The following is a 14262-nucleotide window of genomic DNA, read 5'->3' as shown; positions in this document are numbered from 1 at the left end:
CGACGAATGGGATTCTTCTCGCGACTGCTCAACCGGCCTGGTGCCCAGGCCGACAAGCGCGTCGGATGGTTCGACCGCTCACAGACCGCGGTGACGCAGCGGGGTGAGGAGTACGCCGATCTCACCGACGAACAGCTCACCGATGCCGCACGCACCGTGTTCGACACGGGGAGCCGCGAGGACCAGCTCGTCCGGTTCGCCGCCCTCGCACGGGAGGCCGCGGCCCGCGTGCTCGACGAGCGCCCCTACGACACGCAGCTGCGGGGCCTGATCGGTCTGCTCGACGGGAATGTCGTCCAGATGCTCACCGGTGAGGGCAAGACGCTCGTCGGAGCGCTCACGGCCGCCGGCTATGCGCTCCAGGGCCGCAGGGTGCACGTCGTGAGTGTGAACGACTACCTCGCGGTGCGTGACCACGCGTGGATGAGCCCGCTGTTCGAGCTCCTCGGGGTGAGCGCGGACGCCGTGTCCGGTTCGATGACGGACACCGCCCGCAGGGACGCGTACCGCGCGGAGATCGTGTACGGGTCTGTGTCGGAGATCGGGTTCGACGTCCTCCGCGACCGCTTCCGCCTGCCGGGCGAAGAGGTCCGCGTCGAGGCCCGGGACGTCGTCGTCGTCGACGAAGCGGACTCCGTCCTCATCGATGAGGCCCGGGTTCCGCTCGTACTCGCGGGATCCACGAAGAAGGAGGACGCGGACCAGCGGATCGCGCGACTCGTCGCGCAACTGGACGTCGACGAGCACATCGAGGTGACGGAGGACCGCAGGGCGGTCTCCCTCACCCCTGCCGGCATCGACGAGGTCGAGCACATCCTCGGGGTGGAGCTCTACGGGGACGATCCGCAGGCCCTCGCCTCCGTCAACATCGCCCTGTACGCGCGCATGCTCGTCCACCGTGACGTCGACTACCTGGTCGTCGACGGCGCCATCAAGCTCATCGACGCTGCCCGCGGCCGCATCGCCCAGCTGCAGCGCTGGCCCGATGGGCTCCAGGCGGCTGTCGAGGCGAAGGAGAAGCTCGAGACGTCGACGAGCGGTGAGATCCTCGACCAGATGACGGTCGAAGAGCTCGTCCACTCCTACGAGCGCGTGTGCGGCATGACCGGCACCGCGCTGGCCGTCGGGGACGACCTCCGCGAGTTCTACGAGCTGGAGATCGTGGCGGTCGAACCGCACGAACCGGTCATTCGCATCGACGAACCGGACCGGCTCTACACGTTCCAGGAGTCGAAGGAGCGGGCGATCGTCGAAGAGGTCGCGGAAGCGCACGCGTCCGACCGTCCGGTGCTCGTGGGCACACGGTCGGTCGCGGAGAGCGAATCGCTCGCGGCGCGTCTGCGGGAACGCGGGATCGACTGCGAAGTCCTCAACGCGAAGGACGACAGCCGCGAAGCACAGATCATCTCCCGTGCGGGTGAGACCGGAGCGGTGACGGTGTCGACGCAGATGGCCGGGCGCGGAACCGACATCCGCCTGGGCGGCGAGGACGTCGCAGAGGCCGGCGGGCTGCTCGTGATCGGGGCCGGACGCTACGAGTCCTCACGGCTGGACGACCAGCTGCGGGGACGTGCCGGACGCCAGGGAGACCCCGGCAGCTCCGTCTTCTTCACGAGCCTCGAGGACGAGCTCATGAGCCGCGTGCCGGAGGCGCAGCGTTTCGTCGAGGAAGGCGATGAGACGGGACTCATCACCGCGAAGCGCGCGGCGCTGCTCGTGGAGCACGCCCAGCGGATGGCGGAGGGCGAGAACACGGCCGTCCACCGCGACACGTGGCGCTTCAACGAGCTCATGGCGCAGCAGCGCCAGCTGGTGCTCACCCGTCGGGAGGAGGTGCGCGAAGGTGCACGCGGCGTCGAGGAGCTCCGGGCACGACTGGGAACCGGCCGTGTCGAGGAGATCGAGGACGCCCAGTCGGCTTCAGTTCTCGACGACGCGATCCGGGACGTCCTGCTGTTCGCGGTCGATGACCGCTGGGTCGAGCACCTCGCGTATCTCAACGACCTCCGGGAAGGCATCCACCTGCGCACGCTGGCCCGGGAGAAGCCCCACGAAGCGTTCAACGAGGAATCGATCCAGGCGTTCTCGGGCTTCTGGGACGATGTGCTCGACCGCGCGGAAGGCGTCCTGCAGAACGCGGACTTCACCGCGGACGGACTCGACCTGCCCGCGCACGGTCTCAAGCGGCCGTCGTCCACCTGGACCTACCTCACGACGGAGAACGTGTTCGGCTCCGACCTCGAGACCATCGTGAAAACGCTCCGGCGGGGCTGAGCCCCGCCCGTTGAGGCGCCACCCGCCGGGATCATCTCCCGGCGGGGCTCACTCCGACACGACGCCTCGGCGGACCGACTCCGCCGCACGGCGGACCCGCACCGCGGTGGCGGGATCGCACACGTCCGCGATCTGACCGAGGATGTCGAGCGTCTGCTTCGCCCAGCGGACGAAGTCACCCGCAGCGATCCCGGAGCCCCGCAGGGTCGTGGACAGTGTGGCGCCCTCCGTCCAGGCGTACAGGAGTCGGGCGATCCCGAAATCGGGTTCTGGCGTGTCTGTGAGGCGGGCGGAGCTCTCGAGCTCCGTGACCGTCCGCCACAGTCCGTGCACCTCCAGTGCCGCCGCGTCGAGTGAGGGCGTGGGCATCCGCGGGAGCCCGAACGTCTCCAGCTGCCGCGCGGAGTACACGAGGCCCGAGGCGAGTGCGGCGATCTCCGGTTCACCGAGGGAGTCGAAGATCCCACCGCGGACAGCGAGTGCGGTGACGAGGTCGCGTTCCCCATAGATCCTGCGCAGGATGTGGCTGTCGGGGAGGAAGCCCACGGACGTGAGGACGTCGCAGACCCGTTCGAAGACCATCGCGATCGATGTCGTGCGGCCCTCGATCTTCGCTCGCAGGGACGCGTTCTCCGCTTCCAGCCTCTCCGCGCGCTCCGCCCACCGAGCGTGATGCTCCCGTTCCGGGCACGCATGGCACGGGTGACTGCGGATCTCCTCACGCAGCTCGTCGACGCGGGTGGAACCCGACGTCCTCGCACGTTCGCTCTTGTCCTTCTCCCGCGCTTCCGCAGTGGCGGTGGTCGGGTCCTTCACGCGTCCGTCCGCCAGCGCCTCGGCCAGGGTCTCCCCCAGGCGCCTGCGCTGCTCGACGACCCGGTGGTTGAACTTCTTGGGGAATTTCACCCGGCCCAGCTTCACGACGGGCTCCGTCACCTCGTGCGGTCGCAGATGCCAGACCCGTCCCTCTTCGGTGAGCACGCTCGGCAGCCGCGTGTCCGATTCCTTCCGCTGCATGGGGCTGATGACGACGCAGGCACCCAGCGACCGCTTCGACGGCAGCGTCACCGCGTCGCCCACACGCAGCAGGCCCAGCGACTCCATCACCTCACGCTGGCGGAACTTCGACCGGGTGCGCCGCTGCCGCTTCTCCTCCGCGGACACGCTGCGACGAAGCCTGGAGTACTCGGCGAAGTCGCCGCGATTGCAGGCCATCGACTCCCGATACCCCTCGACCGCCTCCTCGTTGCGACGCAGCTTCCGCGCGAGTCCCACGACGGCGGTGTCCGCCTGGAACTGGGCGAACGACGTCTCGAGGACACGCCCGGCCGATTCGATGTCCATCCGCGCGAGCAGATTGGCCGCCATGTTGTAGGTGGGGACGAATTGGCTCCTGAGTGCGTAGGTGCGCTTCGACGCGAGGGCGCCGATATCCGCGATGTCGAGCGCGGGCTGCCACACGACGAGCGCATGGCCCTCCGTGTCGATACCGCGCCGGCCGGCGCGCCCGGTGAGCTGCGTGTACTCGCCGGGGGTGATCTGCACGTGCGCTTCCCCGTTGAACTTCACGAGCTTCTCCAGCACGACGGTCCGTGCCGGCATGTTGATGCCAAGGGCGAGGGTCTCCGTGGCGAAGACGGCCCGCAGGTGACCGGCGGCGAAGAGATCTTCGACGAGCTCCTTGAACTGCGGGATCATCCCCGCGTGGTGGGCCGCGAAGCCGTGCAGCAGCCCCGACGAGAACGTGCCGAAACCGAGGATGCCCAGATCCTCCCGCGGCATCTCCTCGACGAGGTCGTCCAGACGCGCCTCGATGGCCTGCTTGTCCGCGTCGTCGGTGAGGTCCACGCCCCGCATGAGCAGCTGTTCGACGGCTTCGTCGCATCCATTGCGGGAGAAGATGAAGAAGATGGCCGGCAGCAGCTCATCGGACTCCAGCCGGTCGAGGATGTCCAGTCGGGACGTCCGCGGGACACGCGGCGGGCGGGAGGGCCCACCGCGGCCGCGACGGCCCTTCTGGCCGCGCCCGCGCCCGTGCTCGTGCTGGCGGATCGCCCGTACGAGGTCCGGGTCCAGATCGGTGCTGGACGCGGCCCGGAAGAGCCGGTGGATCCGACCGTCGACCATCACGTGGTTGTGGAGCGGCACCGGGCGGTGCTCCGTGACGACCACGTCGAGTCGGCCGCGCACCTCCCGCAGCCACGCACCGAATTCGTCCGCGTTGGACACCGTCGCGGACAGGCCGACGATGCGCACGTGGGCGGGGAGGTGGATGATCACCTCTTCCCACACGGGCCCCCGGAATCGGTCCGCGAGGTAGTGGACCTCGTCGAGGACCACGAAGCCCAGGTCGTCCAGCGCTTCACCGGAGTACAGCATGTTCCGGAGCACCTCCGTCGTCATGACGACGATCGGTGCGCCCCGGTTGATGGTGGTGTCACCCGTGAGCAGCCCGACGTTCTCCGGACCGTACTCCCGGCTGAACTCTGCGAACTTCTGATTGCTGAGCGCCTTGATGGGCGAGGTGTAGAAGACCTTCACACCACGGTGCTGGGCCAGTGCCACGGCGAACTGCGCCACGACGGTCTTGCCCGCGCCGGTGGGTGCTGCGACGAGCACGGAGCGCTCTTCCAGCAGGTCTTGGCAGGCGGTCCTCTGAAACCGGTCGAGGCAGAACCCCAGACTGGCCTCGAAAGCGGCGAGGGGGTCGTGCTCAACGCTCATGGTCACGTTCCTCTCAGGGAGCGGGGATGCCGCTCCCACCAGTGCTTCCGCCTGCTGCGCAGACGGGCGTTCCATGTAGTCAGTCTTCTGCCGGATCCTCCCACAGACCCTCGGCGATGAGGCGCTTCTTCCGGCGTCTGTCGCCCAGCAGGCAGATGACCCACGCGATGAAGAACAGCGTGAGCATCGGGATGACGAGGAAGAACATCGAGATCGCGTCGGGAGCCGGGGTGGCGATCGCAGCGAAGACGAACACGATGAGCACGACGATGCGCCACGATTTCCGGATGCGGTCCGCGGAGAGGATCCCCAGCATATTGAGCCCCACCATGAGGACGGGCAGGACGAACGCGATCCCGAACACCACGATGATGATCATGACGAACGTGAGGTAGTCCTGCGCCGGGATGATGTTGCTGGCCCCCGATGGGGTGAACGACGTGAGTGCGCGCACCGCGTTCGGCATCGCGAAGAACGCGAGGCTCGCACCGGCGAGGAACAGCGGGATGGATGCGGCGACGAAAGCCAGCGTGTACCGCTTCTCCGTCTTTGTGAGGCCTGGGACGATGAAGGCCCAGAGCTGCTGGATCCACACCGGCGAGGACAGTATGAAGCCGATGAACAGCGACACCTTGATCTTCATGTCGAACGGGGAGGCGATCCCCGCGTAGTTCAGCTCTGCGACACGTCCGTCCTGCGCCGCGATCTCCTCGACCGGCATCTGCAGGATGGCGAGCACCGGGTCGTAGAGGAACCATCCGCCCACCGCGGCGAGCATCAGCACCACGGCACAGATGATGAGCCTGTTGCGGAACTCGATGAGGTGCTCCGACAGCGGCATCCGCTTGTCGGGGTTCGCCTTCGAGCGCTTCCAGCTCTTTCTTCCTTCGGTCTCCACCGTCGTCGGGGTCGCGGGTCAGGAGTTCCGGCGGGAGTCGTCGTCGGGAAGGGCGTCGCCTTCTCCGCGCTTCGATTCCGGGGTGTTCGCACCGGTCACGTCGTCGACGGACGGGTGGGACGGGGCCTCGGTGATCTCCTGGCGCGTGTCGTCCTGAGCGTCACCCTTGTCCTTGTCGCCGCGCAGATCGTCCACCTCGGACTTGAAGACCTTGAGGGACTTGCCGATGTTCTTCGCGATCATCGGCAGCTTGGGCGCGCCGAAGATCAGAAGGATGACGATGACGAGGATGAGGATGTGGATGGGCTCCGGGCGCATACGTGCTCCTTGTGTTCGATGCTCTGGGACATTCTAGTCCTCAGGGCTCCGGTGGGAGTACAGGGACAGGGCCTCGTGGGTCACATCCGCCGCCCGCCGCACCGCGGCATCCGGATGGGCGTGTGACACTCCCCTGCCGTGCGCGCCCAGGAATCGGACCGCCCACTCCCGCCCGGCATGCGGCAGCTCGAGCGCCACGGTCCCCGGCCCGTCGACGTCGTCGCGTCGCGAACCCCCCGCGGTCTCCACGTCGATGTCGTCCGCGAGCCACGCGGCCTCGGGTCGGAGAATCAGTGCGAGGCCGGCATCGTCTTCCGCTCCCCCGTGCGGGGCGGGGTCGCCAGCCTCTGCCTGCGTGGGGTCCGAGGCGGTCTCCCGGGCGACCGGCACCTCGGCGACGGTGTTCCGTGACTGTGCGGAGGTGCCGGCCGGCTGTGCGGAGGGGACGTGCGAGGAGGGGACGGCCGCACGGATCCTCTCGACCGCGAAGGACCGTTCGCCGCCGGAGGTGAGGCAGTGCGCGTCGAGGTACCACACGCGGCCCAGCCGCAGGCGCTGCGGACGGATGGTGCGCTGCGTGAGCTCGTCGCGCGCCGGCACGTAGTAGCGGATGTCGAGCGTCGTCCCCGTGTCCATCGCAGACCGGACGGTCGCGGCGAGGCCCGCAGGCATCCGCGGCGGGTCCACGTCGACCGCCCCGCCGGACTCCCCGCCCGAGGCGGCACGCAGCTTCTCGCGGACCGTCCCGATCGTGGTGGGATCGGCTTCGTGGGCGGACTCGAGGTAGTCGAGCGCGAGGAGCAGCCCGCCCGCCTCGTGCGGGCTGAGGCGGACCGGCACGGACACCTCGTCCGCGTTGCCGACGTAGACACCGCCGCCCTCCCACTCCGCTTCGATGAGGTCGTCCGGCATATGTCCGGGCCGGCCGGTGACGAAGAGGAGCTCGAGGTCGTCGACGATCCGGGCCTCGTCGACTTGGAAGTGCGCGGCGACGTCCGCGAGGTCCGTGCCCGGTCGACGGGTGAGGTAGGGGACGAGACCCAGGAGCCGTGACAGGCGGTCGTGTGCACGTTCGGACATCAGTCGTCCCCTTCCTCTGCGGCGGGCCGCCCCGCGGGTCTGCCTGCGGCGGACTGATCCGCAGTGGTCATGAGCCGGTCCAGGGAGTGGGCCGTCCGGGTGAGGAGGTCGACGTGGGCGCGGACGAGCGAAGCCGGTTCGAGGACGACGACGGACGGCGAGAAGTCGAGCAGTCGTTCTGCGAACGCTGTGTGATCCGCGATCCGCAGCGCGAGAACGTCCCAGCCGTGCGGCACGTGGGGCGATTCCGCGGCGACAGGTGGGCACGAGTCGTGCGCACTGTCCCGCAGGGGAAGCGCACGCCCAGGAGCGACGGCGATCGCGACGTCGACGGGCTGGTGCGCTGACACCGAACCGTGCGGGTGCGCACGGTCTTCGCGTCGGCCGTCAGGGGACGCGCCGTCGGCGGGCAGAGGGGTGGAGTCCCTCCGCACGTACTCGGAGGCGACGAAATCGTCCGGCACCGTGTAGTCGCCGTCGCGGCGCCGGGGCGCGTTGCGCAACCGGCCCTGGATGCGGGACAGACGGAACGTGCGGATCGCATCGCGATCGACGTCCCTGCCGACCACGTACGTCCGATCCCCGCGGGTGAGGAGCGCGTAGGGCTCGAGGGTGCGACGCGTCGGTTCCGCACCGGGGCGCCGGTAGTCGAACGCGACCGCGCGGCGGGCTTCGACGGCGCGGAGCAGACCGGCGAACGCGGTACCGGCCACGTGTGCGGGCACGACGGTGCCCGGCACGTCCGCTCGACGGGCGTCGGGGGGCGACGCGAAGCCCTCCCCCAGCCCGCGCAGCTTGTTGAGCGCGCTGCGGGCGTCGGCGGCAAGAGCCGTGTCGGCCAGCAGCGACTGGGTGACGGACACGACCGCCGCCTCCGCCGGGGTGAAGTCGATCCGGGTGAGCGCGTAGTCGGCGTCGTCGATGCGGTAGCCGTAGCCCGTCCCGTCCGTGAAGGGGTCGTCCCAGGAGGTCGTGGAGATCGCGATCCCCATCGCCTCCAGCGCAGCCTTGTCGCGGGAGAACTGGCGGTCGAACGCCGCATCGTCCAGGTCCGCGTAGTCGCTGATGCTGCGGCGCAGGTCGTCCCTGTCCGTCCACCCGCGAGCGGCGCGCAGGGCGATGAGCAGGTTCATGAGCCGCTCTGTCTGACGTCGCACTCGTGACACGTCCCCTACAGTACTCACCATGATCCACTGGCGTCGCGCGACAGTCCGCACAGTCCTCTCCGATCGACCGGGTGCACGGGAGGTGACCGTCGACCTACACACCCCGCTGCCCGGTCGCGCCGAGGGTGACCCGCAGGGTTCGCCCTCCGTCCGGGCGCTCGCCTACACAGAGCTCGTGGGCACCCCGGAGCCCGGCGATGACGTGCTGCTCAACGTGTCCGCACTGGCCAGGCGGCTGGGCACGGGTGGCTTCGCACTCGTGACGGCGATACCCGAACGTCTGCCGGCCGACCCTCCCCCGGGCCCCGGTCATCTCGTGAAGGACCGGTACTCGCCGTCGCAGACGATGGTGCTGGGAGTCGACGACCAGGAATCGCCCCATCACGACACGCTGGCGACCGCGTCGGGGATCGAGGGCACCCCGGTCGTCGTCGCGGACCTCCATTCCGCCCTGCCCGCGGTCATCGCAGGTGTGCGTGCCGACCGTCCGGACGCGCGCATCGCCTACGTCATGACGGACGGGGCGGCGCTGCCGCTGGCGTTCTCCCAGGCCGTCGACGGGCTCGTGCGTGCCGACCGGCTGCACACGACGGTGACGGTGGGCCAGGCGCACGGAGGCGACTACGAGGCGGTCACGGTGCATACCGGGCTGCTCGCCGCGGTGCACGTCGCCCGAGCCGATGTCGTCGTCGTGTCCCAGGGGCCTGGCAACCTCGGCACCGGCACCCCCTACGGCTTCTCCGGGCTGGTCGTCGGAGACCATCTGGCCGCCGCTGAGCTGCTGGGGGGCACTCCGATCGCCGCGCTGCGCATGTCGCAGGCGGACGCCCGCAGCCGCCACCGCGGGATCTCCCACCACACGCTCACCGCGCTGGAGAAGGTCGCGCGAGTGGGCTGCGTCGTGCCGGTCCCGCTGCCGGACACGCTCACCGACGCCGAGGCGGCCGTCGCCCAGGGCTGGGAGTCCGGTCCAGCTGCGGTCACCGCAGAGACGGCAGCCCAGCTGCCGGGCCTCGTCGAGGCCGGGCACACGCTCGTCGATGTGCGACTCGAAGGTCTCCTGGAGGCCTTGGAGGCCTCACCTGTCCGCCTGTCGACGATGGGCCGCGGGCTGGCTCAGGACCCGATCGCGTTCCTCGCCGCTGCGGCGGCGGGACGCTGTGCTGCCTCCAGGATCGTCCGCGGCTGACCGCGGGACGGTCAGGCGCCGGCGACGCCTTCGAGGTCGCACACGAAGACGAGGCTCTCGTTCGGGGCGATGGTGCCGGGCACGCCGTTCGGGCCGTAGGCCAGGTGCGACGGGATGCGCAGGGTGCGGCGGCCGCCCACCTTCATGCCCTGCACGCCCTGGTCCCAGCCGGGGATGACCATGCCGACGCCCAGCTTGAACTGGAGCGGAGTGCCCCGGTTGTAGGAGGCGTCGAACTCCTCCCCCGTCGAATGGGCGACGCCCACGTAGTGGACGGCCACCGTGTCGCCGGCCTTCGCCTCGGGACCGGTGCCCACGACGTCGTCGGTGATCTCCAGGTCGGTGGGGGCGGTGTCGCCGGGGAAGTCGATCTCGGGCTTCTGCTTCGTCATGAGGGGTTCTCCTTCGAGTGGGGGTGTCGCACTGATGGTGGGTGGTGGTCAGCCGGGCTGTGCCGGCCGGGCAGGGGTCAGCCGACAGCCGACAGGATGTCGATGACGAAGACGAGCGTCGCACCGCCGGGGATGTTCGGCGGGGAGCCGGCTTCCCCGTAGCCCTTGTCGGGCGGGATGACGACGACGATCTGCGAACCGACCTTCTGGCCGACGAGCGCTTCGTTCCAGCCGTCGATGACGGGTGCGGCGCCGACGCCCTGGACGACGAACTCGTCCCCGCGCTCCCAGGAGCTGTCGAACGGTTCGGACGCGTCGTCCCACAGCCAGCCCGTGTAGTGGACGGACACGTTCTGTCCCTCTTCGACCTCCGGCCCGTCGCCCTCGATCGCGGTGGCGACCTCGAGTTCCGCAGGGGCGTCGCCCTCCGGCTGCGCGATCGACGGCGCACCCGCGTCGTCGATCGTGACCTCCGGGAAGTGGTCCGGGAGGGACTTCTCCTCGCCGTCGGCCCGCTCGAGCGGTTCCGGGATGTCCTCGACGCCCTCGATGTCGATGACGTAGACGAGTGTCTCCGCCTGCTGACCGGCGGAGGCCGCGCCGTTGAGCGCCAGGAGCACACGGGAGCCCACCGTCTGGCCGACGACCGCCTCGAAGAGGCCCTCGTTGATCTGCTCCGTGTCCGTCGGGAACCCGGACGGCGAGCCGCTCTCGTACGACGATTCGACGACGTCGCCCGTGGTGCCGGACACGAGCGTCATGTTCGCCGAGACCTGCTGGCCCTCCTCGACGGTGTCGCCGTCACCCTCCGACACCACGGAGGTCGCCGTGTCGTCGATGACGAGCGGTGCGTCGAAGGTGATGGCGGGCTCCTCGCCCGGCTCACCCTCGACCGTCACCTCGTCGAGCGAGGTCGCAGCGGGCGTGACGTCCGCCGTGGGCGAGGGAGCGGTCTGATCCGCCTCGTCAGCGCTGCACGCCGACAGCATGAGCACGGCTGCCGTCGCTGCGGAGAGCACGGTCTTCTTCACAGGTGTTCCTTCCGATGGGTATCGGGGCGATCCTAGACGCTCCGACTGGGTGCTTCCTCGAGGAGGGCGTCGATGAGCGCTTCCGCACGGTCGTTGACCGGATCGAAGGGGTCCTTGAGCACGACGGCGCGGTGCGACTGGTCGTTGAGGCGCAGGTGCACCCAGTCGACCGTGAAGTCGCGGCGTGCCGCGTGCGCGGCCTCGACGAAGCGTCCCCGCAGGGCGGCACGCGTGGTGGCGGGCGGATGGTCCCGCGCCTGGGCGACCTGCTCCGGGGTGACGATGCTCGTCGTGCGCCCCGACGCCGCGAGCGGCCCCAGCAGGCCCACGCCCGGAGTGATGTCGTGGTAGGCGACGTCGAGCCGCGTGAGGCGGGGGTCGTCCCAGTCGGCCCCGCTGCGCGCGAGGTAGCGGTCCATGAGCGTCTTCTTCAGCACCCAGTCGATCTCGCCGGCCATCGGCGACACGTCGCCGGCCTCGAGCGCTTCGAGCATGCGGCGCCACCGGTCGACCACCCGGTGGGCCGTCGCGTCGTCGCCCAGCGAGTGGTCGCCGCGGTCCACGAGTGCCGCCGCGTGCTCGAGGTACACCTTCTGCAGCGCGAGCGCGCTCGTGGTGCCGCCCGCCGCGGGTTCCAGAGCGGTGCGCCCCGTGAGGTCGCGCGCCACGACACGGATGTCACGGATGGGGTGCCTCAGCGAGCGGTCCCCCATCGGCACGCCCGCCTCGATGAGGTCGAGCACGAGGATCGCGGTGCCCACCTTCAGCTCTGTCGTCGCCTGGAGCATCGACGAGTCGCCGACGATCACGTGCAGGCGCCGGTACTTCTCTGCATCCGCGTGCGGTTCGTCACGCGCGTTGATGATGGGGCGCGACCGCGTCGTCGCCGACGACAGCCCCTCCCACATGACGTCCGACCGTGCGGAGAGGCCGAAGACCCGGGAGCCCGAGCCGGCCGGCGGTCCCGCTGCTGCTTCGGACTGGGGCGCGGCGCGATTCGTCTCCGCGACAGGCGCCTGGAAGCTGGGGCGGGACGGGATGAGCGCGCCCGCGCCCACCATGAGCTGACGGGTCACGAGGAACGGCAGCAGCACGGAGGTGAGGTGGGAGAAGTCCATCGACCGGCGCACGAGCAGGTTCTCGTGGCTGCCGTACGAGTTGCCCTGGGCGTCCGTGTTGTTCTTCACGAGGTGTGCGCGTCCGTCGTGGCCGTCGGCCTCGAGTGCGGTCTGTGCGCGGCCGAGCAGATCCGTGAGGATCGCATCCCCGGCGGCGTCCTGCGCCACAAGATCGGTGAGCCGGTCGCATTCGGCCGTCGCGTACTCGGGGTGCGAACCGACGTCGAGGTAGAGGCGGGAGCCGTTCGGCAGGAAGACGTTGGAGGACCGGCCCCATTCGACGACCGGGCGGAACAGGTAGCGGGCGACCTCCTCGGGGCCCAGCCGGCGCGACTCCCCCGCCGTGTACGCGATCCCGTATTCGGTCTCCAGGCCGTAGATGCGGGTCATGAGTCTCCCTCTAGTCGGCGGAACGTGCGGTGGGTGTCGACGGTGCGGTCGAGGATCGCGGCCTCCACCTGTGCACCGGGTGCATCGGTCAGCTCCATGGCATCGAGACCGACCCGCATCGCGTCGTCGAGTCCCAGTGAGAGGACGTCGACCTCGACGAGCTTCCTGCTGATCGTCTCCGCTCCCGCCCCGAGCGCGATGTGCCCGCGCTCGTGGGAGACGGAGCCGTCGAAGGACAGGCGGAAGAGACGGTCGTCGTCCGGTGAGACGCCGAGCTCCGCGACGACGAGCTCCACCTCGAACGGCTTCTGCTCCGTCGTGAACACTCCGGCGAGGGTCTGCGCGTAGGCGTTCGCGAGTCCCCGGGCGCTCACGTCACCGCGGTCGTACGAGTAGCCGCGCAGGTCCGCGTACCGCACACCGGCCTGCCGCAGGCCCTCGAACTCGTTGAACTTCCCGACTGCGGCGAAGCCGATCCGGTCGTAGATCTCCGCGATCTTGTGCAGCGAGGAGGACGGGTTCTCCGCCAGCAGGAGGATGCCGTCCACGCAGCTCAGCACCAGCACGGGGCGTCCTCGTGCGATCCCCTTGCGGGCGAACTCCGCCCGGTCCTTCATGAGCTGCTCGGGTGGGACGTAGAAGGGAACGGTCACGGAGTCTCCTCTCCGCGTTCACCGCGCATGCGGGCCTCGACCAGCGCCGAGGCCGCGGCGAGCACCGTGGACTCCGGCACCTGCCGCTCGCCTTCGGTGTCGACGACACGGATGAGGGGCGCGATGCCGCGGACGATGTCCGGTCCTCCGGTCGCGGCGTCGTCGTCCGCCGCGTCGGTGAGGCACTCGAGTGCGATGCGCACCCCGTCCTCGGTCGTGAGCCCCGGTCGCCACAGTCGTTTGAGTGTGGAGCGTGCCGGGCCGGCACCTGAACCGATCGCGTGGTGGTCGACCTCTTCGTACTTGCCACCGGTCACGTCGAAGCTGAAGATCCGTCCCGACCGCTCCCCCGCCGCTGCCCGTGGGCCCTCACCGATCCCGGCGAAGAGCGGGACGACGGCGAGGCCCTGCATCGCCAGCCCCAGGTTCGATCGCAGCATCGCCGCGAGCCTGTTCGCCTTGCCCTCGAGCGAAAGCGGAGTGCCCTCGATCTTCTCGTAGTGCTCGAGCTCAACCTGGAAGAGTCGGATGAGCTCGAGTGCGAGCCCCGCGGTTCCGGCTATGCCGATGACGGACGTCCCGTCCGACCGGTGGACCTTCTCGATCCGACGGCTCGCGATGTGGTGGCCCGCCGTCGCCCGACGGTCACCGGCCATGAGCACGCCGCTGCCCGTGCGGAACGCGAGCACCGTCGTGCCCTCGGGGGTGAGCGAGGGCGGCATGCCGTGCACCACGGGAAGCGAATCGGGTCGCACAGTGCTCACCAGGTCGAAGAACGACGTGGACGTCGAGGTGAGGAACGGCGGACCGAAACCGCTCACTGCCCACCCTTCTGCACGAAGTTCCGCACGAACTCCTCCGCGTTCGACTCCAGTACGCTGTCGATGTCGTCGAGGATCGAGTCGACGGCCGTCGCATCGACCTGGGTCTGCGCCTGCGGTGCGACCGGCCCGTCGTCCTCCGGCAGGTCCGGCCGCTCGCTGCGGTCCCGGTGGGCCTGTTCACTGCTGCTCGTCATGGTGACACCTT

13 protein-coding genes are annotated in these 14262 nt (G+C 69.6%); 2 read left to right on the top strand and 11 right to left on the bottom strand.

Annotated features, from left to right (window positions below):
• Window positions 1–6 precede the first annotated feature (6 nt).
• Window positions 7–2274, top strand: coding sequence for an accessory Sec system translocase SecA2 (gene secA2 / locus JFC09_RS07365; protein ID WP_198393325.1), 2268 nt, complete (start codon window positions 7–9; stop codon window positions 2272–2274).
• 48 nt (window positions 2275–2322) lie between these two features.
• Here the strand turns inward: secA2 and JFC09_RS07360 are convergent, their stop codons facing one another.
• From JFC09_RS07360 to JFC09_RS07340, 5 genes are read right to left on the bottom strand one after another with little or no spacing between them, the layout of a single operon-like run.
• A complete protein-coding gene (locus JFC09_RS07360) occupies window positions 2323–5073 on the bottom strand; it encodes a DEAD/DEAH box helicase (RefSeq protein ID WP_232483227.1) in 2751 nt (916 codons plus the stop codon).
• A 4-nt stretch (window positions 5074–5077) separates the two neighbouring features.
• Window positions 5078–5896, bottom strand: a complete 819-nt coding sequence (gene tatC, locus JFC09_RS07355; protein WP_332839690.1) for a twin-arginine translocase subunit TatC — start codon at window positions 5894–5896, stop codon at window positions 5078–5080.
• Between the two features lie 18 nt (window positions 5897–5914).
• A complete protein-coding gene (locus JFC09_RS07350; protein ID WP_198393324.1) occupies window positions 5915–6214 on the bottom strand; it encodes a twin-arginine translocase TatA/TatE family subunit in 300 nt (99 codons plus the stop codon).
• Between the two features lie 33 nt (window positions 6215–6247).
• A complete protein-coding gene (locus tag JFC09_RS07345) occupies window positions 6248–7294 on the bottom strand; it encodes a WYL domain-containing transcriptional regulator (protein WP_198393323.1) in 1047 nt (348 codons plus the stop codon).
• Entirely contained in the window at window positions 7294–8460 is a 1167-nt protein-coding gene (locus tag JFC09_RS07340) for a helix-turn-helix transcriptional regulator (protein ID WP_198393322.1), read from the bottom strand. Before JFC09_RS07340 ends, JFC09_RS07345 begins: the two co-directional genes overlap by 1 nt.
• A 19-nt stretch (window positions 8461–8479) precedes the next feature.
• Here JFC09_RS07340 and JFC09_RS07335 point away from each other — a divergent pair, with 19 nt between their 5' ends.
• A complete protein-coding gene (locus tag JFC09_RS07335) occupies window positions 8480–9649 on the top strand; it encodes a DUF3866 family protein (RefSeq protein WP_198393321.1) in 1170 nt (389 codons plus the stop codon).
• Window positions 9650–9660: 11 nt separating this feature from the next.
• Here the strand turns inward: JFC09_RS07335 and JFC09_RS07330 are convergent, their stop codons facing one another.
• The 6 genes from JFC09_RS07330 to JFC09_RS07305 all read right to left on the bottom strand — a co-directional run bounded on the left by JFC09_RS07330 (window position 9661) and on the right by JFC09_RS07305 (window position 14251).
• Complete coding sequence (locus JFC09_RS07330; protein WP_198393320.1) at window positions 9661–10041, bottom strand: FKBP-type peptidyl-prolyl cis-trans isomerase; 381 nt, start codon at window positions 10039–10041, stop codon at window positions 9661–9663.
• 77 nt (window positions 10042–10118) lie between these two features.
• Window positions 10119–11072: an FKBP-type peptidyl-prolyl cis-trans isomerase gene (locus JFC09_RS07325; RefSeq protein WP_198393319.1), complete on the bottom strand. Its 954-nt coding sequence runs from the start codon at window positions 11070–11072 to the stop codon at window positions 10119–10121.
• 32 nt (window positions 11073–11104) lie between these two features.
• Window positions 11105–12580, bottom strand: a complete 1476-nt coding sequence (gene pafA, locus JFC09_RS07320) for a Pup--protein ligase (protein WP_198393318.1) — start codon at window positions 12578–12580, stop codon at window positions 11105–11107.
• Window positions 12577–13233, bottom strand: coding sequence for a proteasome subunit alpha (prcA, locus tag JFC09_RS07315; RefSeq protein ID WP_198393317.1), 657 nt, complete (start codon window positions 13231–13233; stop codon window positions 12577–12579). Before prcA ends, pafA begins: the two co-directional genes overlap by 4 nt.
• Window positions 13230–14054 carry a proteasome subunit beta gene (gene prcB, locus JFC09_RS07310; RefSeq protein ID WP_332839689.1) on the bottom strand — a complete coding sequence of 275 codons (825 nt, stop codon included), beginning with the start codon at window positions 14052–14054 and terminating at the stop codon, window positions 13230–13232. Before prcB ends, prcA begins: the two co-directional genes overlap by 4 nt.
• Window positions 14051–14251 carry a ubiquitin-like protein Pup gene (locus JFC09_RS07305; RefSeq protein WP_198393316.1) on the bottom strand — a complete coding sequence of 67 codons (201 nt, stop codon included), beginning with the start codon at window positions 14249–14251 and terminating at the stop codon, window positions 14051–14053. Before JFC09_RS07305 ends, prcB begins: the two co-directional genes overlap by 4 nt.
• Window positions 14252–14262 lie beyond the last annotated feature (11 nt).

This window comes from Brevibacterium yomogidense (assembly GCF_016107685.1).
Classification (GTDB): domain Bacteria; phylum Actinomycetota; class Actinomycetes; order Actinomycetales; family Brevibacteriaceae; genus Brevibacterium; species Brevibacterium yomogidense.
The sequence above is the reverse complement of the archived record's forward strand: the minus strand, read 5'-3'. Positions and strand labels throughout refer to the sequence as shown.

Coding starts and splice junctions, on each gene's coding strand:
- JFC09_RS07345 (WP_198393323.1), bottom strand. CDS start 7,294: ATGTCCGAACGTGCACACGACCGCCTGTCACGGCTCCTGGGTCTCGTC.
- JFC09_RS07305 (WP_198393316.1), bottom strand. CDS start 14,251: ATGACGAGCAGCAGTGAACAGGCCCACCGGGACCGCAGCGAGCGGCCG.
- pafA (WP_198393318.1), bottom strand. CDS start 12,580: ATGACCCGCATCTACGGCCTGGAGACCGAATACGGGATCGCGTACACG.
- JFC09_RS07350 (WP_198393324.1), bottom strand. CDS start 6,214: ATGCGCCCGGAGCCCATCCACATCCTCATCCTCGTCATCGTCATCCTT.
- secA2 (WP_198393325.1), top strand. CDS start 7: ATGGGATTCTTCTCGCGACTGCTCAACCGGCCTGGTGCCCAGGCCGAC.
- JFC09_RS07330 (WP_198393320.1), bottom strand. CDS start 10,041: ATGACGAAGCAGAAGCCCGAGATCGACTTCCCCGGCGACACCGCCCCC.
- JFC09_RS07360 (WP_232483227.1), bottom strand. CDS start 5,073: ATGGAACGCCCGTCTGCGCAGCAGGCGGAAGCACTGGTGGGAGCGGCA.
- JFC09_RS07335 (WP_198393321.1), top strand. CDS start 8,480: ATGATCCACTGGCGTCGCGCGACAGTCCGCACAGTCCTCTCCGATCGA.